We start from the raw sequence: 21,262 nt of genomic DNA, 5'->3' as shown, positions 1-21,262 counted from the left end.
TCATAGTTAAAAAGTTAAATTTCTGACTCACTACTTAATTTCGTCTACCTTTTCCACCCACAAATGTATGCAAAAAACTACCATTTTGACTCTGACGTTACTATCCCTAGCAATCCTACCAGCGATGGCACAAGTTCAGACGGGATTAGGCCAAGTTTGGACTGATTTTCAATCATATTCCACAGATTTGCAAAACTACCTTCAATATAATCTCAGCGATAACTTAAAGCCTCTAGAAGTACAGAGTCAAAATGCTCTGAGTGGTGCCAAGGGAGAATTGAATATACCTAACCCTGTTGTTGCGGGACAAAAGGTTCGTGATAATTTGATTCTCTACTCTTCTAGTTCAGACTCTAAATCAAGCCGCTTTGAAAATAATTCAGCAGTACGGGGAAATTTAGTTAGTAATGAACTCAATCGTGTAATTACCCGTGGATCGGCGGCAAGTATTCTTGGTGAAAATGGACAAATTCGGACAAAAGCAAAGTTAGAAAATACTGAAAACACACTAAAAAGTATTGCCGATATTAGCGACGAGGCGGAGGTAGGGAGCAAAGGATTTATTGATAAAGTTGGCAGTTTAATTCCTAAAGCTGCTGCTAATGCAGTTGCTACTGCTGGAGATGTTGCAACTACCGGTGCTATTTCGGCTTTATCACAATTAATTGGTGCTACTCAATTGCAAAGTATTAAGATTCAACAGGCACAATCAGAAATTGTCGGTGAAACATTTGCTCAGACAATACAGATGAATCAGTCTTTACAATATTCTAATTTAAATTTAGCAAATATTTCTCAACAGGCAGAAGAGGCGAATCGCGCTCGGAGAGTAGAAACATCTACAGAAGCGGCGCGACTTTTACGAGCTACTTCTCAACTAGATTTATTTGGCAGAAAAGTTGAGAAATAAGATTTAGACAATTTTTAAAATCCTTAAACTTTTTAGGGACTTACAATTGAAGAAGAATTCAGAAGTCAGAATTTAGGAGTCAGAATCAATCAGTTGGGGATTCAGACCCGCGACTGATTGAAGACCACCAAATTTTGAATTTGGTGGGGTCTTAAACCCATTTATTCATCCGCCAGTCGTACAGAATTCATTCTGAATTCTGACTCCTGAATTCTGTTTCGATAAAAAATACTCAACTACTTCTTCTGGGGTGGGCGACACGAGCGCCCATAGCCAAAGGCGGACAAGACTTCGGCGTGAGCGCTCAGTCGGCAACGCCGGCTCAGGAACCATCGAATCCTCCCCACCCCACAACATTGGATAATTTATCTGTTGTAAATCTCTTACAAACCAACAGGAAGTCTAAAAAACAGTTTTATAGGGTGCCTTAGCGACAGCGTAACGCACCGAAAGCATCTGGGATGGTGCGTTAGGAATGTAACGCACACTACGAAATCTAAAAAAACAGCCCATAAACTCAAAATGCAACTTGCTATTCAACTAATTTTTGCCCAAGTAGGCATTGATCAGATTGTCGATAATGGTGCCGCAACTTCCCGAAGTATTGCCGCCGGTTGGGACAAACAATGGCTGGATTTATTGCAAAATAATACCAGTAATAACTTGTATGGAGCGCTAACCAATCTGGGTATTTTTTTTGCGGTAGGAACCCTGTTATTTTTTATGATACAATTCCTCAAAGACTTAATATCATACGAATATACCCGTCCCATATCAGCTTTGATTTGGCCTTTTATTGTGGTGATCCTCTTAAATAATTCAGGCAATGGAAGTATACTTTCTAATCTGACACTAGGAGTGCGGAATTTTCTAAACACTGTGAATCAGCAAGTATTGGTAACAGCAGATGCAAATAAAATATACCAACAAGCACTGAATATGAGTGTTGCCGAAGAAGTAGCTGGTTCTTTCCTGCGTCCTTGCCAGTCGCTTACTGGCGAACAACAAAGTCAATGCTTTGTCAAAGCTGCGGAAAAAGTCAACACTCTATGGCAGAAATATAGAGATACATACGGAAACAAAAGCTGGATAATTAGACTACAAACTAAGGTAGACAATATCAGATATGGCACTGGGATTGTATCCGAAAGCTCATTTAATTCTTTGTTAGGTTCTACAGTCCAAACAAGCATCAAAAACTTTTTAGTTTCCTTACAATATGCCTTCCAGAATTTGATAGAAGCGACTATGTTGCTGATAGCGGCTTTAGGTCCTCTGGCTGTAGGTGGGTCTTTACTGCCTGTAGCTGGTAAACCAATTTTTGCATGGCTGACCGGATTTTTATCTATTGGAATCGCCAAGATTTCATTCAATATTATTGCTGTGCTGACTGCCGCAGTTATTGTGAATGGGCCAGGTCAAGATGTTAATGTTGATCCAGACTTAATGTGGTTCATAATTTTTCTGGGAATTTTAGCACCAATTTTATCGTTAGTTGTGGCTGCTGCTGGCGGTTTTGCAGTCTTCAGTGCTATCAGCAATACGGCTTCTTTAGTCAAGGAAAGGATATAGCAAATTCCAAATTAAAAATGAATAAACCCAATTTTGGCAAGTGTTGTAATTAGTGACTATATGCAAAACATCATATATAGTAGCTGAGGTTTTTTTTGAGAAGGAGATCAGGAAATGGTGCGTTTACTGGAAAAAAGACAAAGAACGGGAAGTGTCTTAACAATTTTTGCGATCGCTAGCTTCAGTTTACATATATTAGTTTTACTTTTATTCTTATTCCAAGGGATAAATATTCGCCAACTCAGTCTGAGAAAACCTCCCAACTTTGTGCAATTAATCGATGGTAAACCAGTAGGTAACATTGATGATTTAGCAAGACAACCAGAAGCAATTCGCCAATTCATCAGCAAAACGATGATATCAATGTTTAGCTGGTCTGGAACCTTACCACCACAAACTATCGAAGAAGTTGCAAACCCAAAATCAGATTTAGGAATTCTTATTCAAACATCTCAAGGGAGTAGCCAAAAGATTAGTACCACCAGCTGGGTAGCTAGTTTTGCGTTATCAGAAGACTTTCGCAAAGGTTTCTTAAGCACAGTTGCAGAAATGACACCACCAGAAGTTTTCTCTGAAAATCCCAACCAAATTATGACATCACAATTAGTTATTAAGCGGGTTTATCCGCCAAAACAAATTGCACCAGGTAAGTGGCGAGTGGGTATGGTAGCCGACTTAATTCAAAAAAACCGAGTTGGTGGTGCAAAACTCATAACTCCTTTTAACAAAGATTTCCTTGTACGTGCAGCAGATTATTTCGGGAATCCACAAACCGACAATGGCACAGACCTGCAAAAAGCAATTTATAGTGTCCGCGCTGATAGATTAGAAATTTATGAAATTCGTAACTTATGTTTGCTAGATGGCTACAACAACCTGAATGAAGATAAATTAAAGCAGTGCGGCTCTGGACAAACATCTGATAGTTTTATCAGATAATCGATTTCTATTTCACTTACTCATAGTTCAATTTATATAATCAATTATTAATGCAACTACTCAAACCAGAAAATAGGAAAAATAGCCCATTACCACTGTTGGTAGTAGGAACATTTGGTTTACATCTATTTACCCTGCTTTTACTAATATTTAACGGGTCTATGTTACAACAGTTAAGTAGGCAACTAACACCTCAAAGTTTAGTGCAACTTGTTGATGGTCGGACTATAACCGTAGACCCCCAACCAAATTTAGAGCGACAGCCAGAGGCTATTCGCCGCTTTGTGGGTGAAACTATGAGCTTAATGCTTACCTGGTCACAACAACAGCCGCCAACACAAGTCTGGGAAATTACTTCCCAACTGGTAGCTGATGATTTTAAACAAAAACTTAAGTCAAAAATTACTAACTTAAGTCCAGATAGCCAATTTGAAAATGTTAATAGAGGAGCAGAGAATGTATTAGTAATCGAAAAAATTTCTCAACCTACAGAAATAGACAATGGAAAGTGGAAAGTGGAGATGTTTGCCAATCAATTAGTTTTTAGTAGTTATGATAAGTTGGGAAAATCAGTTTCCTTTAATAAACAAATTTTAGTTAAAGCAATAGAACAGCCAGCAACTTCACTACCAAATGCAGCACTACCGTTGCATTTCGCAGCTTACCGCCTTGGTGAAGCCAGACTAGAAATTTATAATATATGTGAAATCGAAGATCAAAATTGTTCTGTAAATCCAAACAAAACTTTACCATGACTCGATACTCAATTCCTACCGAAACGCCTGCCCAAAATGGATTTACTCTAACCACTGACGATCACCAACCAGAAGTAGAATCTTTAAATTGGGAATCACAGATGTCAAGGTTAGTCGGCTTTGAACAAGAATCTTCTACCGATACCCAAGGATCAGAAGAGTCTGTAACGGCGCAAGAGTTTCTTTCTCAACCACAAGAAGTTCAGACTAAGCAACCCTTCTCATCTAATCCCTTTGCAAAGTTAGCCTTGGTAGGAGCCGCTACCTTAGTGATAGTTTTGGTAGGTGGTGTGTTTTTGTCCAAGTTGATGACTACCAGCAGTCAAAAGCCAAAAAATATTGTTTCTCCAGAAGCGCTCGCGCAGCCTATTTCACCTACTAGCTCTCAACAGCTAGTAGGTGAAGTAGATACTCTGAAAACGAAATTAGCTCTGACTGAACAAGCACAGTTGGTAAAAGCTGCCCAACAACAGCTCAGAATTGCCAAATCAACGCCGACAGTACTCTTACAAAAACCGCCAGTTTCTTCCAGAGATCGAGAGAAAGTGATCCCAACACCTGCACCAACAGTTTACGTACCTCGGACAGTGACAGTTGAGCGCGTTGCTCCCGTAGCTGCTGCTCAACCTTTGCTATCACCCCCGGTACTAAACACTCAACCGGTAGCCAATATAACTCCCCCATCTCCACCAAGCCCACTTGACGAGTGGAAAAGATTAGCAAAGTTAGGTAGCTATGGTCAAGTAAATGCTACCAATCAACCGATCGCATCTGCTCCTGAACTTCCAAACAATCCGCAGCCGCAGCAACAGACACCAAACCCCAATCCTAACCAAACCACTCCTCCTCCTGCCGTGAGCCAAGCGCAACCGCAGGGACAGAAAACCGTACCAGTTGGGAATAGTGCTAAAGCTGTGTTAGCGACAGCGATATTTGGGGAAAGTACTACTAAATCAAGCGGTGGTAATGAAGAAGGGGAAGCGAAAAACGTATTTGTGATCCGATTGACAGAACCGCTAAAATCTACGGATGGTGCGATCGCTGTACCTGCAAACACCGAATTTCTAGCTGAAATTCGTTCCCTTTCCGAACAAGGTCTTTTGCAGATGAACGTAGTTAAAGTTATCTCGCACTCTAATGATGGCAACCTCACAGAACAAAGCTTATCAAACAATGCAATTATTCTTCGCGCTACCCAAGGTAAACCTTTAATCGCAAATAAATTTCCCAGTTCAAGTTCGTCCATAGCATCGATGGATGCAGGACTATTCATTTTGGGAGGTCTTGGTAAAGCAGCAGAGTTAGTAAATCGTCCTGATACCAAACTCGTGCCATATACTATATCATCTTCCAATGGCACCATCGATGGCGAGTCAACCAACAACAACACCAACAACAACAACAACAACACCAACACCAGCACCAGCACTGGCCTTACTACTATCACTGAGAACAGACGCAACCTGGCAGCTGGGGTTCTGGAAGGTGGTTTGAACTCTGTAGTACCCCAAATTGCCCAACGTAATCAACAGGCCATCGCCCAAATGTCACAACAAACTAATGTTTGGTTTTTGCCAGCAGGCACAAATGTTGAAATATACGCTAATCAACCAACTCAGTTTTAGGAGGTAGGATTTATACTAATTTTAGATTTTGGATTGGGTAATGGTAATTGGTTAATTAGTTTTCTTTCCCTCTTTTCCATCTCCCTTTGTTCAATCTACCAATCTACCCATTCGCTATCATGAAAAATAATCCTAAATTGTTAGGAAATATCTCAAAGAATTCTTATTTCCTACCTATAGCTTCCTTAACTTTCTCGGTTGCTATGTTCTTGTTAGTAGGCCGTGCTGTAGCTAATAACGCCGTTCTGCGTTCCATATTTTCCTGCCAAGCACAGGGTTTAGGGGGACTAATACCTACTGTCAAAATTTGGTATCAAGAAGGAACAAACTTAAGCTTTATTCCGGCTGGGGAAGTAATTAAAAAAGTTTGGTTAAACGATCCATCACAGGTAACTATAGATTTTGATGGGCCGGTATGTATGCAATTTGGTCAAGAAGCTAATAGTAGTTCAGGAGATTGTAAAAACTCCGCAGCGAATGTAATTCAACTCAGACGAATTAAAAAACTGGACATTCCTGGACTTCCTCCTACTAGCAATACACTTTTAACTGTTGTTACCGAAGGAGAAGGTAAAAATAAGTTGTATACTTTTCGAGTGCTATATGGAACAGATAACCCTGAATATCATACTTTAGCAATTTTCCCCGATCCTTCGGGTCAGGAAGGAGCTTGCGCGAGAGTTTCACAATAAACCAGGACTTACGCAAACAATAGCCGAAATCCTGATTTTCTTCTTAGGAAATGTTCATTCGTGAGAGATTAAGACAAAATGATTTTTGTCAATTATTAATAATGCTCAAAGTTAGCTGAAATAGTGAGTATTCAATTTATATCGCAATCCGATTCGATTGCGTGAAAAAATCTAACTATATGTAGGGGAGCCAGTGCGTTGCGGTGAGGGGGTCGCAGTCTTGGCGCTTGGCGTCGATTGCGAACCCCCGAACCCGAAGGGAGGTTCCCTCGGTTGTAGCAACTGGCGTTGTGTTATCGCCGAGAGTACGGCACCTAAAATCTGATGTGGTGCGTTACGCCAAAGGCTAACGCACCCTACTAGCGTGTCAAGGCTAAATTGATGCAATAGAAAAATTTAGTTATGTTTCTAAAATCTCAATATTTCCAAGATTTGTAATGCACTATTTTAGCCTTGCCACGCCACTACGTGTATTTCAAAAATCAAATATGAGTCCTATATACGACATCTTTATAAATCTTCAGATAAAAAGTAACCACAAATTTTAAATTCGTGTAAATATAAAGAAAAGCTTAAGAGGTTACAGACTCATGGTCAGTGCCAAAATGATGCAACAGCTCTGGGCTGTAATCGAGTCTACCCAGGTCAGCACCCTGCTTCAGTTTGACGATGCTGCTTTAGTACAATTGCTTTTTCAGCAGTTAAAAGTTAAACAGGGGCTTGATGCCCAGGCAGATAGCACCCTCAATACTTATATAAAATCTAAACTGCCCCTGATTCGCGATACAGCTGAAGGTCGATTATCCTTCGGGCAAGGCGGCAATCATTAGTACGATAAATCAAATAATTGCTCACTGCCAAGCATACGCTCAGAGTTCAAACAGTTGAATATTAGGAATCACTGGCTAGTAATTGCCCTAATAGCTTATCTAATTGGAGCAGCGATTGAAGGGGTGAGTACAGCTAGTCAACTATCTCATTCAGTGCCAGAATTAGCTAAAAGTACACAAGCTCATCCTTCAGAGTCTGCCAGTGGGCTTAGTTCGAGTTGGCGAGTTCTAGCCGCCATCGCCTCAGTAAGTATCTGTGGAGCTTTTTTGTGGCCTTGCCGCCTTTTCCACCGTTTAATTAAAGGTAAGGTTCGTTCTTGACACTCTCAGCGCTGAAGCGACTGAGATTCTTAGTTCATTGACGTGCCTTAAAATCGTTCGTAAGCCTAGCTCCGACTGAAGCACAAGGGCAAAAAATATATCTATTTGCGGTTGGTCAATTATGCGGTTTGTTTTGGTTCTGTCGCTAAATTTTGCCCAATTTTTGGCTCCGTTCCCGCAAGCAGTCGTTCAATATTAGTGCGATGGCGCAAAATCACATATAATCCACCGGCAATCCCAAACAGAATATAGGGTAACGGTTGATGCAAAAGTACCATGAAAATGGAAACTGCGATCGCACCTGCAATTGAACTCAAAGAGATAATCCGCGATATCGCCACAACGACGGCAAACACACCTGCTGTTGCTAAGCCTACTTGCCAACTCATTGCTAACAAAATCCCCAAGCTGATAGCAACAGATTTACCACCAGTAAAGCCCAAAAAAATAGATTTACTATGTCCCAGGATGGCAGCTAACCCAACTAAAGTTACTATCCACGGTTGCCATAGATTTGCATTTACCACTGGGGGGATATAATTTTGAGTAGAGGCAAAGTTGAACAACCAGTAAACTAGAGCGATCGCTAATACTCCCTTTAAGGAATCTAGTACTAAAACTAATGCTCCTGGCCCTTTCCCCAAGGTTCTTAGTACATTAGTTGCGCCAGTGGAACCTGAACCAACTTCTCGAATATCAATACCTTTTAACTGCTTCACAGCAATATACCCAGTGGGAAAAGAACCCAGCAGGTAAGCTATGACCACAATTGTGACGCACAGAGTTAACCAAATAGCCATAATACAATTCAAAATTCAAAATTTAAAAAAGTCAAGAGGTATTACTCTTGACCAATAACTCATTTAAAAATCATCATCATAGTTTCTCACTATTTTGGGGTCAGGAGCAAAGGCTAACCACAGGGGAAATTGCAGCAGTGACAAACTAATTTGCTCTTCTGAATCATCAATGATAATTAAGGGCAGTTGATTGGCTTTTGTCAATCGGTCTGCTTTCTGAGCGACAGCATCAGATGCCTCAAATAATACCACACCTCGGTCTGGTCCGAAATCTGGGCGACCGATTCCCAGGCAGTCTTGCAAGCCGCGCCGCCATTCACCTAATCGCTCCGGTGTATTAGCTAAGACTAAAGTACGGACGCGATCGCCATACAGCTTGTGTAATATCGAAATTGCGGCTGAGGCAATCAGAATATTCTGTAAGCGGCTACCCATTGTCCGCAAGCCACCCCGTCCCCCTTGGGTAAAAAACCAGTTGGAGACTCGTTCAGCGTGGACTGGTTCAAAAGTACGACGCAGTTGCCACGCCGCTCCGTAGTAATCTGGTTTATTGCGGTATTGGTCAATTAGGCGGCGAATTTGCTTTGTAGTATCTTGAAACTGCTGTTGGGCAAATTGCGGTATTCCAGGTTGGGGTTCAACTGGTTTAGCCTCTTTTAAAGATGGTTTTTCTCGTTCCACCACACTTGGTGTCAGTTGCAACTGTTCAGCAGTAGACGCCAAATCCTGTAAGCTACCCGTAAGATAGTCTTTAAAACCCTGCACCCGAATTGCCAAGTCTTGGGATGCACCAGCAAAAGTGGTTCGCATCTCGTTGCGAATACGTTCTTGGCGGCGTTCTAGCTGTTCTACAGAAATTTGCAAGGTTTGTTTGCGTTGTTCTAACTGCACCAGCGACTCTTGCACGAGTCGCAAGAGTGAACTTTGAGTTTCACTCACTTGTCCCTGAAGGTTTTTGTAAGAAGCTTGCAGCTTGGCTATTTCTTCCTTGAGAGCTACTTGGGCGCTCTGCAACTCTGCCACTCGCTGCTCTGCTTCTGCATATAATGATAATCCTATTTCTGACCCCAGTGCGGCATTTTCCGGTTCCGACTGCGCTACAAACTCGCCATTTGAATTTTCTGTTAGCTCTACTGTAGTATCTACCACTTCTGCATTAGAGATGAGTGGCTCAAAAGTTGTGTAGTCTTCTGACGAGCTAATAGCTCCTGCTTCTACCACTGACTCAACAGATGGATTTACTGGATGAACAAATGCATTGTTCTGTTCTTGTTTTTCTGCCAACCGCTCATCAATTGGTTCTGGGGTTTGAGATGCCTCTGAGTTCATAAACAATAGTGTAATTCCGATGACGCGAATAAATAGCTTTCAGAAATATTACAATTGACCTGCCATAAAAGTCCTGAGTCATGAGTACTGAGTTATGAGTCTAAAACAAAACGACTCAGCAAAGATGGCACTCAGTACTAAAGATGCGGACAACGTTGTTCTAAGCAAGTTTTCAAGGTGTTGGGGTCAAATAAAATCGGCAAAAAGTGAATACTTTTAATTTCTTTAAAGTAAAACAGGATGGGGACTACATTCCAAAATATCCGCCAGTTTTGCCATTCCTGATAGGGAAAGCGCCGATTCAATTTTTCGCCTCTGTAAATATCTAAGTCGGTGGCGGTAAATTGCAACCGTAGCGTTAACGCCTGAAACATGAGAAACAAACCAAACAGTGTGAAAATCAAGCCTACCCACGGTTGTACTAACAGTAGTGGAATAGCGGTAATCACCAACACTATAGGTATATTGTAACTAGGCTTGAGTTCCACGGTTGATGTGGAGTTAGAAGTAAATGAACTGCTCACAATCTTAAATCCTGCTTTATTTAGTAGGCATCTCTCCTATTTTAGGAGTCAGTCAGAAGTTAGGAGTTAGGAGTGAGGAGTTTTAACTCTTAACTCCTAACTACTCACTCCTCACTTTTATAGGCTTAGGAATGCACTGCCAGTCCCCTGAAACATTAACCAAGAAAGAAAGAAATTGCTCACAAATATAATCAGCAAGGCAGTCACAACCGCAGTTGTAGTTGACTGCCCTACACCTTTAGCTCCTCCTGTTGTCGTTAACCCCCAACTGCAACCAATTACAGCGATTAAAATGCCAAAGCAACACGCCTTAATCATGGCGCTAAAAATATCCCAGATACCAAGAAAGTTACGGGCTGAGTCTATAAATACCGTATCAGACAGGTTGTAGATATTTGTCGCAATGATGAATCCCCCGAACATCCCTGTTATCAAAGACAAGAGGGTTAAAATTGGTAGCATTAAACAGCAAGCAAGGACGCGGGGGATAACTAGGTAATCGATTGGATCTGTTCTTAACATCAACATGGCATCGATTTGTTCTGAAACCCGCATGGTACCGATTTCTGCTGCAAAGGCAGAACCGACTCGCCCGGCCAAAACCACTGCTGTCAACACGGGAGCGAGTTCTCGTGTCAACGCTATAGAAAGAACTCCGCCGATAACGTTTCCTGCGCCAAAGTTGATAAATTCCCGCGCCACCTGAATGGTAAACACCGCGCCAACGAAAATAGCAGTCACCAGGGCAATAAATAGGGAATCTGGCCCAACTGCTGCCATTTGTTCTAAGGTGTTGCGCTGATTGATTTTGCCCCTCAATAGGTGAACTAATACTTGCCCACCCAGAAAAATCGCCGCCAGCAATCGCTGACTCCATTCTCCTAAACTGGATTTGGATTTAGTCTGGTTCAATGTTCTGTAGCTAACTCGGTAACTGCCTTAAGAATAGCGGAAGTCGTTGGCAATGGGAATTGGGAATTGGGAATTGGCCAAACAGGGCAATTCAATTTTGGATTTTGGATTTTGGATTAAATTTCAATCTAAAATCCAAAATCTAAAATCTAAAATTCTTGCTCCCCCACTCCCTTAAGAAGACTAAACATTAACTTAGATTAAAGATATTCTCAGAAGATGAAGCTGTTATTAAACGTGCTGCAAATCAATAAATAGGTGCTAACCTTGGCTGTAACCTAGATTTTGCAAGGGTTTTGTAGATTTAATTCATTTTTTATATCCCCAGCAAATGCTGTAAGTGGTAGCCGTTTATTTTAATTAAAACTTAAGATTTTTGACAGATTCTCTGCTCAGGAGCGATCGCACGTATTGTAGGAAATGACGAACCGCTATCGGGGCTGTTGTCATCTCTACTCACGGAGTTTGTCTTAAAATGACTATTTTCACCAACTTTCTCCGCTCCCTACTACTTACGATCATTTTTAGTTTTGTCGCTCCCATGTTCCTAGTTGGCGCCGGATTGCTGCTTCTATCCCTCGTCGGTCACTTCCCTGCCTTACAAGAGTTAACTGAAGCGATCGCTACTCAGATTATCCTTTTTCTCGTCACCTTTGGCAGTGGAACTCCCCTACGCGGATTATTTGTGATTAGCTTGACCTGTAGTTTTGTCGGGGCATTGTTTGATATGTACGCTTATTATCGGTGTCAAATTTTACGGATTGATTCATAGGTAGTGGAAATAGCTTCCTCAGGTGATCATGGGCTGTAGAAGAGAGAAAAAAGTGATATTTCCAAAAGTGAAAGTACTACTGGTCTTAACCTAGATAGAGATTACTGTTGCTGAATGAATTTTTATTGATTAAATTGAGTAGCGAAATTATTGATTAAATACTTATTATTTATTAGTTATTAATTACTGACTGACTACTAGTTCAGGTGTGTAGCCGTAGCAAACTAATTCTCAAAAAGTTAAAAAGATAGAATCTCAAGGGTTTTGTAATTTTTAATTCCGCAAAACAGCTAAAATAGTCTGTGCTAAATCATCCCATTGGACGTTAGACTAGAGTTTGGCATTTCCTGTTAGCTGCAATCTTTAAGGACTTGATTAGCATTCATTGAGAATATCAATTGAAGAAGAATTCAGCTATTCTGAATTCAGGAGCGGAGCCGGAGACGTTTCCTGTCAACTCCTGTCAGAATGCAATTCATTTGGGATTCAGACCCGCCACTGAATTGTTGCACCACCAAATTTTCAATTTGGTGGGGGTCTTAAACCCATTTATTCATCCGCTTTTTCGGAAAGAATTCATTGCTGAATTCTGACTCCTGACTCCTGAATTCTGTTTTGATAAAACTCACTGCAAAATATAAAAATTTCCTTAAAATCGTGATCAGCACAATGCCTGCTCATGTTTCTTAACAGAGCAAAGCAGGGCGTCTGACCGTTGGGGATCTTATATTGAATTTATTACGAGGTATGTTGACAACTCATGGTTTGGCCGTTTAAGCCCAAGTTTAAAAAACAAATTGCGCGGATTGAAATTACTGGTGCGATCGCCGGTGCTACTCGCAAACGCGTCCTAGAAGCCCTAAAAACTGTAGAAGAAAAAAAGTTTCCGGCATTATTGCTACGTATCGATAGTCCTGGCGGTACAGTCGGAGATTCCCAAGAAATCTACAGCGCCCTGAAGCGTTTGCGCGAAAAAATCAAAATCGTCGCCAGCTTTGGCAATATTTCGGCTTCTGGAGGAGTCTACATCGGCATGGGAGCCGAACACATTGTCGCTAACCCAGGTACAATTACGGGTAGTATTGGTGTGATTCTGCGTGGGAATAACTTGCAACGCTTGCTAGAAAAAATCGGTGTTTCCTTCATGGTAATTAAGTCTGGCCCTTACAAAGACATTTTGGCTTTCGACCGGGAACTGACTCAACCAGAAGCAAACATCCTGCAAGAGTTGATTGACACAAGTTATCAGCAGTTTGTCCAAACGGTAGCTGATGGCCGTTCTTTAGCAGTAGAAACGGTGAAAACTTTCGCCGATGGTCGGATTTTTACTGGACAGCAAGCCCTAGAGTTGGGTGTTGTAGATCGCCTGGGCACAGAAGAAGATGCCCGTCGTTGGACAGCAGAACTGGTGGGTCTTGATCCGGAAAAAACTCTCTGCTATACCCTAGAAGAACGTAAACCCTTATTGAGTCGCGTTCTACCAGGGAGTCGTCAGTTTTCATCAGGAATTGGGGCTGGTATTGATTGGCTCGAATTTGAAATGTCTACTAGTGGTTTACCGTTGTGGTTATATCGACCCTAATATGAGTTAGGAGCGGAGCTTGGGATTGCTCCGCCTCCAGTTATGAGTGAGAAGTTATGAGTTAAAAATCTTAACTTCTCGTTCTTAACTCCTAACTCCTCACTTTTGTGTTTTAAGGAGGATTATTGGCGTGGAGTGGCAAATGCGGGCTATTCGCGGAGCAACAACCGTTTCAGAAAATACTGTTGAGGCAATGCAAGAAGTAGTGACAGAACTACTAGATGAATTGGAAAACCGGAATCAATTCCAGCCGAGGGACATGATTAGTGTGACTTTCTCAGTGACACGGGATTTAGATGCTATTTTTCCAGCTGCGATCGCCAGAGCGCGTCCTGGCTGGGATAGTGTGGCCATGTTGGATGTGCAGCAAATGCACGTCGAAGGTAGCTTACAGCGCTGCATTCGGTTCTTAATCCACGCCTATCTACCAGCCTCCGCCTCAATTCATCATATCTATTTACGCAACGCCGCTAGTTTGCGTCCCGACTGGAGTTTGCCCCAATCATTACAAGCATCACAGCCAGCAGTTAAGTCAAAAGTGCAAAATAATTACATATAATTACGCAAAATCCACGTAAAAAAGTAGAAAATAAGCTATTAGGTCGGTGAGGCTGCCGCTCAACCTACTGCTATTAGCGAGTTTATGGTTTTTCGGCTTCTGGTAATTAATATTTCCCATACATATCCTTGGAAATAGTTGAAGAAGAATTCAGCTATTCTGAATTCAGGAGCGGAGCCGGAGACGTTTCCGAAAGCTCCGATCAGAATCAATTTATTTGGGATTCAGACCTGCCACTGAATTGTTGCACCACCAAAAATTCTAGTTTTGTGGGCGTTTTAAACCCAATTATTCAGACGATCGATGACTCGCTACCGCTACGCTATCCGCCACTCGGAAAGAATTCATTGCTGAATTCTGACTCCTGACTCCTGAATTCTGTTTGATAAATTTAGCTTGGAGAAATGACTTTGAAAAATTAGTAAATGACTGATTAATTCTAGTGGGATAAACTCTTCCATTCCCATGTTTTTAACTCTCTGCCTGCCTTTTGTGATTACTGTATTTAGGATCACACCAGCAGGTTTACTCTTATTAGATAAGTCTTATTACTCAAGTGCATACTCCGTCGAGACATGCGTCAAAACTGCAAAAGTATAGATAGCTTATTTTTTCAAAAAAGCTAGACGTTGACAGCTGCAATTTCTGCCAGCATCTAGTCTTTTTTCTTGAGAGTTCGTTGATATCTAATTGAGGCTTAGAACTGTTAACAATCAGCTTGGAATTTTTTATTGCGTTTGAGCATTGAACTACCACCAATAGCACCAAAAGCTAGCAAGCCCACTATCGAAGCTGGTTCAGGAACAGAGGTTGGCTTGATTTCTGCCTTAATTTTTTGATCAATTGCAACACCAAAGTCTTGGAAGTTCTGGGCTGTCAGAACAAAGGCAGGGGCACCAGTGGCATTGATACCGCCAATTACGTTATTTTGATAGAAGGTTTTAAGTCCAAACTCGTCCCCAATAACTACACCGTTAATCGTATCGACACCTAGTGCTAGAGCAGCATTGCGGGCAGTTGCTGTATCAGCTCCATTGTTTGTAGAACCATCACCAGACACATCGATAACTTGGCGTACACCATCGTAGTCATTATTGAAGAATTTAGGTGCGGCATAATTGAGTGCAGAACCAATAGCAGTTGAGCCACTGAAGCTACGCGTCGTTGCTGCTATACTAGTAGCAAAATTCTGTGCAGTAGCTACACTATCGATCAAACTCCACCCTACAACTTCTTGCTGCTGGGTTGCACCAGACCAGTAAATCAGGTTTACTGCAATCTTGCCCAGATTTCCTTTAGAGATGAAATCGTTAAAAAGGTTGGCATTTGAGAAAGCATCAACATAGCCTTGTTTTTGCAGAGCGAACTCGTTACTATCTATGCTTCCAGAAACATCAACGAGTAAAGACAATTCCAAATCAACGGGAACTAAACTAGCGGCATGGGCGCTTGTTGAAATAGCTAAAACAGACAGACAGCAAGATGCTGCCGTGAGCGTTGCACGAACAAAGTTGGAAATTTTCATGATTGACCTTATTACTTTAAAAAAGCAGACGTGAATAATAAAAATGCTGGACTAGGAAAATATCTAGGCTATGCCAAGGATTTGGACACAATTGATATAACGCATCCTGTACAAGAATCTATGAGTAAGCCTCTCCTGCGATCGCAGATATAAGCACTAGTGAAAATGACTAAAGTTTTCAACTTAGCTTTTGTTTTCTAGTTATTTAAGAAGGTTATTAAAAGTGCTTTCCTCACTTGCTTATTCACTTAGATTATGAGCAAATTTATTTAGTGTCGAGGGTATTTGCGTGTATTCACATAAGAAATACATTCCAAATTAGATTAAATAGCAGCCAAAACCTAGATGCAAGGCGATTTATATACGCAATATCAAGTAAATAATTGACTAAACCTTTGTAAAATTAAGTTGTTGCTTTAAGATAGCTTGATCAAGGTGATTATGTGTAAGTATGGCTATGTAAGCAGAATCTACACTTAAGAACATCCTAGTAATACACTGTTATGATACCTACTGATGAAAACCATAGTGGTTAAAAACTTAGGGTAGATCGCAGAGGCATGCAGGAAAATTGCTAGGAATTAATGAAATATTGTACTTAGTGAGTATAAAAAAGCTACATTACCCTATTTTCATCCCCTAAATAGATTCATGCCATGAAAGCTATGTACAAGCTATATTTCCAAATCTTCTGAATATCCCTAATATAAAAATAGGTACAAAAAACTGTTTTCAGTTCAGCCAAGCCGCTCTCGCTTCATCCTCACACTTCCACCGAGCAACAGCCTATGAATTTCTCTTCAGCACGACAATATTTTTATCAGGAGATTCAGCAGTCTGATCAACACATTGACCTAGCAAAGGCAGCTTTGTATATTGCACAAGAAGAATATCCCAACCTAGACCCAGAGGAATACCTCAATGCTCTTGATACAATGGCATCGGAACTTCAAGAACGCCTGCCTTCTTCACGATATCCTTTGCGGATAGTTCAAAGTATTAATCAGTATCTCTACGAAGATTTAAAGTTTTCTGGTAACAAAACTGACTATTACGACCCGCGTAACAGCTTTTTCAATGATGTAATTGACCGCCGATTAGGGATTCCCATTACCTTAGCACTGATTTACCTGGAGGTCGCCCGACGGATTGATTTTCCGATGGTGGGTGTGGGAATGCCAGGACATTTCCTAATCCGCCCGGATGTTCCAGATATAGAGATTTTCGTCGATGCTTTCAATGGTGGTGAAATAATATTTGCTCAAGATTGCGAAGAACGGCTGTCTCAACTTTATCAGCAACCTGTGACGCTACAAGCAGAATTTTTAGCCGTAGTCAGTCATCGGCAATTTTTGGCACGGATGCTGACAAATTTAAAATTTATTTATATCAAACAACAAGATTTAGAAAAAACGCTAGGAGCGGTTGAACGAATTTTGTTGCTGTTTCCTAATTTAACTTTAGAATTGCGCGATCGCGGTTTGATTTATTATCAACTCGGTTACTACCCCCAAGCTATAGACGACTTACAAAATTATTTAGCAAAAGTTCCTGATGCCGAGGATGCATCTGTGATTCGGCAGTTACTTGCTAAGTTGGGTAACAATGATTGAATCAAAAATGCTGTGTCAGCATCATATTGACACAGCAGTGGTTTGTTAAATTAAACGGCTGAAATAAAAATTGATGCTTATGCCTTAACTGCGGCTTGTTGTTTACGCTTGCAAACAGAGTTAATGCCGAAAGCACCTAAGCCTAAGATACCAATAAGAGAACCGGGTTCAGGAACAGAAGCGGGTTTGGGAACAGAAGCAGTCTTCTTGTTTAGGGTGATAGAGTAATCGCCAGAAGAAAAACCAGGAGCAATATCACCATAACCATAAGTAGAAGCAGATAGGGCAAAGTTGGCGAAGGATGATATTCCCAATAAGTACTCTCCAGTATCCAAAAACTCATTGATAGTGGATTGCTCGGTACGCTTAGAATCGTCGTTCACAGCGATTAACGTACCTGACGAATCAAACAGTTCTAGTATGGTATCGAAGGATGCACTATCGACTGTGGTAGCTTTGAATCGCCCACTATCCCAAAAGAAAGAAAAGAGGTCAGCACCGTTTTTAGAAGAGATAGTTCCTTTGATGACATTAATGCCACCAGGAAGATTTTGGGCGGTTTTTAAAGTCTTACCTGCATCACCCACTTCAGTATAAGTCGCAGCTTGTGCGGTTCCTGCTGCTCCCAGTGCAATAACTGCTGCTCCCACTGTAGTCAATGATAAATTTGTCAAAACATTTACAGTAGCCATTCGGTTATTTACCCTAGAAACGAATCTTTTTGTCTACTTTCAACGCTTTGATACTAATATGTATCTCTCATTGCTGAAAAAATTTTTACCTACTTTATAGAAATTTCACTGAGAAATAAAGCTACTAATTTGGGGAATCGAACGTAATAACACGCACTTTAAAAGGCTTGTAACCTCTGTAGATGAGGTTACAACCTGTGTTTATACTTAAGGGAATGATGAAGCCCTATTCTCAAAAATTCCTTCAGAATGAATTTTGAGAGTCATCGCAAAAGTCTTCTGAAGAACGCAGGAGGCAGAGGGCAGTATTCCTCCTGCCTCATACATCTCTTGTTAAAAAGGATTTCAGTCCCTTTTGAACGAATTGGATTATTGGCCATGAACCAAAGTTCATAGCTAGTTAAAAGACCAATGATCGAATTATTCTTGTTCTTCTGCGACTCGTTTGAGGCGGCGCAGTTGGGCTTGCATATCTTCTTTTGTCCAAGATGCAGCAAAGGTGTTGAAACCCCAACTCACTAAGGGGTTAGGGATATCGTACTCAAAGCGGTTGAGTAGGCGGGTTCCTTTTTCTGTTGGCTGACATTCCCAGCGATCGCGCCCTTGAAAAAATCCCTTAAATTCCCAGACTACCAAACCCGGTTCTCGTTGCACAACTACGCTATTCAATGTGGGTTTTAGTAGAGGAATTTGAATGATAAAACGACTTTGACTGCCGACATCGGTGCTCCAAGCTTCGCCCACAGGTTCGCAACGGAGGACGGGATTGAGCCAACGGTGCATTAGAGCTAAATCGCTAATACAGCGCTCCACCACCGTAGCTGTAGCATTAATTTGAATCGATTGTGACAAAACTTGGGACATTCCACATCTTTGGTGCTGTTGCTGCAATTAGAGTAACGCAAAATTCAGCACTGACAGTAGATTAAAGCAAATATAAGTAACAAACTCAAAAATTATTCTTGATATCAATCCCATATATGTATGTTTTTACTGGTAAATTGGTAGGCAAAACACTGACTCAGTGTTTGCGGCGAATACTTAAGCATAATTCCCGAAAACCATGAACACAACTTGGCAAGGAATAACTCAGGTGATAGGAGTTGCTTTCTCCACAAGGGTGCAGCAATTTTTGGCACAATCGCCCAGCCTGCAACTGACACAACCAGCAGTAAATCAAGGAATCGCTGATGTCCAAGGTATTGTTCAACAGTTGATTCTATTTACGCCTCGTCTACTAGGGGCAGTGGCAATTTTATTAGTAGGTTGGCTAATTGCAGCGATCGCAGCAGCAGTGACGCAAGCAATTCTCAAGCGCACAAATATAGATAATCGCATTGCCGCAGGGATAACGGGTCGTCAAAATGTTCCCCAAGTAGAGAAATTAATTTCCAGCTTAGTCTTTTGGAGCATTATCCTGTTGACGGCGGTAGCTGTTTTACAGACATTGGATCTAGAGGTAGCCTCTCGACCCTTGAATAATTTTCTCGATCAACTTATTGGCTTTTTGCCAAAGTTGGTTGGTGCGGGAATCCTTTTGGGAACTGCCTGGTTTTTGGCGACGATTGTGAAGATTATTACTGTGCGCTCATTACAGGCATTTAACCTGGATGAGCGTTTGAATCCAGAACCAGAAGACAGCACACCCAGCCTGAATCAGATGTCTCTGAGTGAGACGATTGGCAATGCTCTGTATTGGTTTATATTTTTACTATTTCTCGCCCCAGTCTTAGATACTCTCGGACTCAGGCAGGCTCTACAACCAGTACAAGCTTTAATTACTGAGGTTCTGCTAATTCTGCCGAACATTTTAGCGGCGGCGTTAATTGCTGTAGTTGGCTGGTTCATAGCTAATGTGGTACGGCGGATTGTGACTAACTTGCTGGCGACAACTGGGATCGACCATTTAGGTAGTCGGTTGGGATTATCAGCGACTGCGGGGGTGCAACCTCTATCGAGTATTATCGGCACAATTGTCTATGTTTTGATTTTGATTCCTGTGGCGATCGCAACGCTGAATGCCTTGCGAATTGATGCGATATCAATACCTGCGATCGCCATGCTGCAACAGATTCTCAATGCCCTCCCTGCCATCTTCACAGCCGTGGCAATTTGGATTGTTGCTTATTTCGTCGGGCGGTTTGTGGCGGATTTGGTTACAAGTATCCTCACCAATTTAGGCTTTAATAACATTTTCACCGTACTAGGTCTGACAACACCCAGCAGACGAATCATAATTTCAACACAACCAACAGTTGAACCGATTCCAACCCGCACGCCATCGGAAATTGCAGGTATTGTTGCCTTAGTGGGTATCATGCTGTTTGCAACCGTGGCGGCGGTGAATATTTTGAATATTCCAGCCCTGACAGCATTAGTATCTGGGATTGTGATCATATTCGGGCGGATTTTGGCGGGATTGGTGATCTTTGCCATTGGCTTATTCCTAGCAAATCTGGCTTTTAACATCATTACCAGTTCCGGCGAACGCCAAGCGCAGATTTTGGGTCAAATAGCGCGGATTGCCATCATTGCCTTAGTCTCTGCAATGGCACTGCAACAGATTGGAGTTGCCAGTGATATTGTGAATTTAGCTTTTGGACTTCTACTAGGTGCGATCGCAGTTGCTATTGCCCTAGCTTTTGGTCTTGGGGGGCGCGAAATTGCCCGCGAGCAAGTTCAAGAATGGCTAAACTCTTTCAAAGGTAGAAACTAAAAGGTAAATCTTGGAAAGTCCAGCCGTAAGCATCAATAGTGGAGAAAATCTATCGGCAATTGTACTTAAAAGGTTGAAAGTTAGGGTTTAGAAGCTCGGAGTTTGAGTGTATAACTTGACATTTTGAGTTCAGAAGCTCAAGTTCCGAGTTTTGAGGTTAATGTAATTCTTCTATAGAAATAGGAGATTTGTAAATATTAGGTTCAGATTCATAAACACTTTGAAAAGACTCAATTGCTTTCTTTAGGGCAATTGTTTGTGTCCACAAGTAAAAGTCTTGTTCATAGAGATTTTTCTCATTGATAAAAGATGGACTGGTCATTAATATTCCTCTTGGAAACGCTAAATATTAGGTGGGCATAACACCCACCTAATTAAACTATACCAACAAAGACTGGTCTTCCTTATATTTAACAGTCTATAGCGATCGCATGGATTGACCTCTCCCCCAACCCCTCTCCGAAGCGGAGAGGGGAGCCAGATTTCTCCCCCTTCCCTCGTAGGGAAGGCAGGGTGGATTAATTGTCCAGAGAGAAAATATAACATGGAAGGATGATTCCTTGAGAAAAACACCAAAAACAGAGGAAAGTTGGG

Annotated in this window: 23 protein-coding genes; 14 read left to right on the top strand and 9 right to left on the bottom strand. The window is 41.5% G+C overall.

Going from position 1 to position 21,262, the window contains the following annotated elements; all coding sequences use genetic code 11:
• The first annotated feature begins 67 nt into the window (after positions 1-67).
• Positions 68-910, top strand: coding sequence for a hypothetical protein (locus V7K31_RS08925; RefSeq protein WP_335093870.1), 843 nt, complete (start codon positions 68-70; stop codon positions 908-910).
• Positions 911-1,075: 165 nt separating this feature from the next.
• Here V7K31_RS08925 and V7K31_RS08920 read toward each other — a convergent pair whose 3' ends face one another.
• Complete coding sequence (locus V7K31_RS08920; RefSeq protein WP_335093868.1) at positions 1,076-1,243, bottom strand: hypothetical protein; 168 nt, start codon at positions 1,241-1,243, stop codon at positions 1,076-1,078.
• Positions 1,244-1,432: 189 nt separating this feature from the next.
• On the opposite strand from V7K31_RS08920, the gene V7K31_RS08915 reads away from it, so the two are divergent.
• The 7 genes from V7K31_RS08915 (at position 1,433) to V7K31_RS08885 (ending at position 7,644) form a co-directional block, all read left to right on the top strand.
• Positions 1,433-2,482: a hypothetical protein gene (locus V7K31_RS08915; RefSeq protein WP_335093867.1), complete on the top strand. Its 1,050-nt coding sequence runs from the start codon at positions 1,433-1,435 to the stop codon at positions 2,480-2,482.
• 114 nt (positions 2,483-2,596) lie between these two features.
• Positions 2,597-3,421 carry a hypothetical protein gene (locus V7K31_RS08910; RefSeq protein WP_335093866.1) on the top strand — a complete coding sequence of 275 codons (825 nt, stop codon included), beginning with the start codon at positions 2,597-2,599 and terminating at the stop codon, positions 3,419-3,421.
• A gap of 50 nt (positions 3,422-3,471) precedes the next feature.
• Positions 3,472-4,176, top strand: coding sequence for a hypothetical protein (locus tag V7K31_RS08905; RefSeq protein ID WP_335093865.1), 705 nt, complete (start codon positions 3,472-3,474; stop codon positions 4,174-4,176).
• Positions 4,173-5,801 (top strand): hypothetical protein, encoded by a 1,629-nt coding sequence (locus V7K31_RS08900; protein WP_335093864.1) that lies wholly within the window; start codon positions 4,173-4,175, stop codon positions 5,799-5,801. The genes V7K31_RS08905 and V7K31_RS08900 overlap by 4 nt, the downstream gene beginning before the upstream one ends.
• 119 nt (positions 5,802-5,920) lie before the next feature.
• Positions 5,921-6,493, top strand: coding sequence for a hypothetical protein (locus V7K31_RS08895; protein ID WP_335093862.1), 573 nt, complete (start codon positions 5,921-5,923; stop codon positions 6,491-6,493).
• 590 nt (positions 6,494-7,083) lie between these two features.
• Complete coding sequence (locus V7K31_RS08890; RefSeq protein ID WP_335093861.1) at positions 7,084-7,323, top strand: hypothetical protein; 240 nt, start codon at positions 7,084-7,086, stop codon at positions 7,321-7,323.
• A 60-nt stretch (positions 7,324-7,383) separates the two neighbouring features.
• Positions 7,384-7,644 (top strand): hypothetical protein, encoded by a 261-nt coding sequence (locus V7K31_RS08885; protein WP_335093936.1) that lies wholly within the window; start codon positions 7,384-7,386, stop codon positions 7,642-7,644.
• A gap of 119 nt (positions 7,645-7,763) precedes the next feature.
• Here the strand turns inward: V7K31_RS08885 and plsY are convergent, their stop codons facing one another.
• The 4 genes from plsY to V7K31_RS08865 all read right to left on the bottom strand — a co-directional run bounded on the left by plsY (position 7,764) and on the right by V7K31_RS08865 (position 11,209).
• Positions 7,764-8,444, bottom strand: a complete 681-nt coding sequence (gene plsY, locus V7K31_RS08880) for a glycerol-3-phosphate 1-O-acyltransferase PlsY (protein WP_335093859.1) — start codon at positions 8,442-8,444, stop codon at positions 7,764-7,766.
• Between the two features lie 63 nt (positions 8,445-8,507).
• Complete coding sequence (locus V7K31_RS08875) at positions 8,508-9,773, bottom strand: DUF3086 domain-containing protein (protein ID WP_335093858.1); 1,266 nt, start codon at positions 9,771-9,773, stop codon at positions 8,508-8,510.
• Positions 9,774-9,910: 137 nt separating this feature from the next.
• Positions 9,911-10,297 (bottom strand): DUF3119 family protein, encoded by a 387-nt coding sequence (locus tag V7K31_RS08870; protein WP_335093855.1) that lies wholly within the window; start codon positions 10,295-10,297, stop codon positions 9,911-9,913.
• Positions 10,298-10,414: 117 nt separating this feature from the next.
• Entirely contained in the window at positions 10,415-11,209 is a 795-nt protein-coding gene (locus tag V7K31_RS08865) for an MlaE family lipid ABC transporter permease subunit (RefSeq protein WP_335093853.1), read from the bottom strand.
• Positions 11,210-11,684: 475 nt separating this feature from the next.
• Between V7K31_RS08865 and V7K31_RS08860 the strand changes: the two genes are divergently transcribed.
• The 3 genes from V7K31_RS08860 to aroH all read left to right on the top strand — a co-directional run bounded on the left by V7K31_RS08860 (position 11,685) and on the right by aroH (position 14,122).
• A complete protein-coding gene (locus V7K31_RS08860; protein ID WP_335093851.1) occupies positions 11,685-11,981 on the top strand; it encodes a hypothetical protein in 297 nt (98 codons plus the stop codon).
• 760 nt (positions 11,982-12,741) lie between these two features.
• A complete protein-coding gene (sppA, locus tag V7K31_RS08855) occupies positions 12,742-13,563 on the top strand; it encodes a signal peptide peptidase SppA (protein ID WP_335093849.1) in 822 nt (273 codons plus the stop codon).
• A 130-nt stretch (positions 13,564-13,693) separates the two neighbouring features.
• Positions 13,694-14,122, top strand: coding sequence for a chorismate mutase (gene aroH / locus V7K31_RS08850; RefSeq protein ID WP_335093848.1), 429 nt, complete (start codon positions 13,694-13,696; stop codon positions 14,120-14,122).
• A 706-nt stretch (positions 14,123-14,828) separates the two neighbouring features.
• Here aroH and V7K31_RS08845 read toward each other — a convergent pair.
• A complete protein-coding gene (locus tag V7K31_RS08845; protein ID WP_335093847.1) occupies positions 14,829-15,647 on the bottom strand; it encodes a DUF1194 domain-containing protein in 819 nt (272 codons plus the stop codon).
• Between the two features lie 30 nt (positions 15,648-15,677).
• Between V7K31_RS08845 and V7K31_RS08840 the strand changes: the two genes are divergently transcribed.
• The gene (locus tag V7K31_RS08840) at positions 15,678-15,800 is read left to right on the top strand and encodes a hypothetical protein (protein WP_335093846.1); all 123 of its coding nucleotides are present in this window, start codon (positions 15,678-15,680) and stop codon (positions 15,798-15,800) included.
• Positions 15,801-16,435: 635 nt separating this feature from the next.
• Positions 16,436-17,260: a SirB1 family protein gene (locus V7K31_RS08835; protein WP_335093844.1), complete on the top strand. Its 825-nt coding sequence runs from the start codon at positions 16,436-16,438 to the stop codon at positions 17,258-17,260.
• Between the two features lie 77 nt (positions 17,261-17,337).
• Here V7K31_RS08835 and V7K31_RS08830 read toward each other — a convergent pair whose 3' ends face one another.
• On the bottom strand, positions 17,338-17,952 hold the full coding sequence (locus V7K31_RS08830; protein ID WP_335093843.1) for a DVUA0089 family protein: 615 nt from the start codon (positions 17,950-17,952) through the stop codon (positions 17,338-17,340).
• A gap of 420 nt (positions 17,953-18,372) precedes the next feature.
• On the bottom strand, positions 18,373-18,816 hold the full coding sequence (locus V7K31_RS08825) for an SRPBCC family protein (protein WP_335093842.1): 444 nt from the start codon (positions 18,814-18,816) through the stop codon (positions 18,373-18,375).
• 199 nt (positions 18,817-19,015) lie between these two features.
• Between V7K31_RS08825 and V7K31_RS08820 the strand changes: the two genes are divergently transcribed.
• Positions 19,016-20,668: a mechanosensitive ion channel gene (locus V7K31_RS08820; RefSeq protein WP_335093841.1), complete on the top strand. Its 1,653-nt coding sequence runs from the start codon at positions 19,016-19,018 to the stop codon at positions 20,666-20,668.
• Between the two features lie 157 nt (positions 20,669-20,825).
• On the opposite strand, the gene V7K31_RS08815 is transcribed toward V7K31_RS08820, so the two are convergent.
• Positions 20,826-20,990: a hypothetical protein gene (locus V7K31_RS08815; RefSeq protein ID WP_335093839.1), complete on the bottom strand. Its 165-nt coding sequence runs from the start codon at positions 20,988-20,990 to the stop codon at positions 20,826-20,828.
• Between the last annotated feature and the right edge of the window lie 272 nt (positions 20,991-21,262).

It is taken from the genome of Nostoc sp., assembly GCF_036917675.1.
Lineage (GTDB): Bacteria > Cyanobacteriota > Cyanobacteriia > Cyanobacteriales > Nostocaceae > Nostoc.
This window is presented reverse-complemented; position numbering and strand designations above follow the sequence as displayed.

Bases quoted from the DNA above. Each gene is read 5' to 3' on its own strand.
- V7K31_RS08925 (WP_335093870.1), top strand. From the start codon at position 68: ATGCAAAAAACTACCATTTTGACTCTGACGTTACTATCCCTAGCAATC.
- V7K31_RS08920 (WP_335093868.1), bottom strand. From the start codon at position 1,243: ATGGTTCCTGAGCCGGCGTTGCCGACTGAGCGCTCACGCCGAAGTCTT.
- V7K31_RS08915 (WP_335093867.1), top strand. From the start codon at position 1,433: ATGCAACTTGCTATTCAACTAATTTTTGCCCAAGTAGGCATTGATCAG.
- V7K31_RS08910 (WP_335093866.1), top strand. From the start codon at position 2,597: ATGGTGCGTTTACTGGAAAAAAGACAAAGAACGGGAAGTGTCTTAACA.
- V7K31_RS08905 (WP_335093865.1), top strand. From the start codon at position 3,472: ATGCAACTACTCAAACCAGAAAATAGGAAAAATAGCCCATTACCACTG.
- V7K31_RS08900 (WP_335093864.1), top strand. From the start codon at position 4,173: ATGACTCGATACTCAATTCCTACCGAAACGCCTGCCCAAAATGGATTT.
- V7K31_RS08895 (WP_335093862.1), top strand. From the start codon at position 5,921: ATGAAAAATAATCCTAAATTGTTAGGAAATATCTCAAAGAATTCTTAT.
- V7K31_RS08890 (WP_335093861.1), top strand. From the start codon at position 7,084: ATGGTCAGTGCCAAAATGATGCAACAGCTCTGGGCTGTAATCGAGTCT.
- plsY (WP_335093859.1), bottom strand. From the start codon at position 8,444: ATGGCTATTTGGTTAACTCTGTGCGTCACAATTGTGGTCATAGCTTAC.
- V7K31_RS08875 (WP_335093858.1), bottom strand. From the start codon at position 9,773: ATGAACTCAGAGGCATCTCAAACCCCAGAACCAATTGATGAGCGGTTG.
- V7K31_RS08860 (WP_335093851.1), top strand. From the start codon at position 11,685: ATGACTATTTTCACCAACTTTCTCCGCTCCCTACTACTTACGATCATT.
- sppA (WP_335093849.1), top strand. From the start codon at position 12,742: ATGGTTTGGCCGTTTAAGCCCAAGTTTAAAAAACAAATTGCGCGGATT.
- V7K31_RS08845 (WP_335093847.1), bottom strand. From the start codon at position 15,647: ATGAAAATTTCCAACTTTGTTCGTGCAACGCTCACGGCAGCATCTTGC.
- V7K31_RS08835 (WP_335093844.1), top strand. From the start codon at position 16,436: ATGAATTTCTCTTCAGCACGACAATATTTTTATCAGGAGATTCAGCAG.
- V7K31_RS08830 (WP_335093843.1), bottom strand. From the start codon at position 17,952: ATGGCTACTGTAAATGTTTTGACAAATTTATCATTGACTACAGTGGGA.
- V7K31_RS08825 (WP_335093842.1), bottom strand. From the start codon at position 18,816: ATGTCCCAAGTTTTGTCACAATCGATTCAAATTAATGCTACAGCTACG.
- V7K31_RS08820 (WP_335093841.1), top strand. From the start codon at position 19,016: ATGAACACAACTTGGCAAGGAATAACTCAGGTGATAGGAGTTGCTTTC.
- V7K31_RS08815 (WP_335093839.1), bottom strand. From the start codon at position 20,990: ATGACCAGTCCATCTTTTATCAATGAGAAAAATCTCTATGAACAAGAC.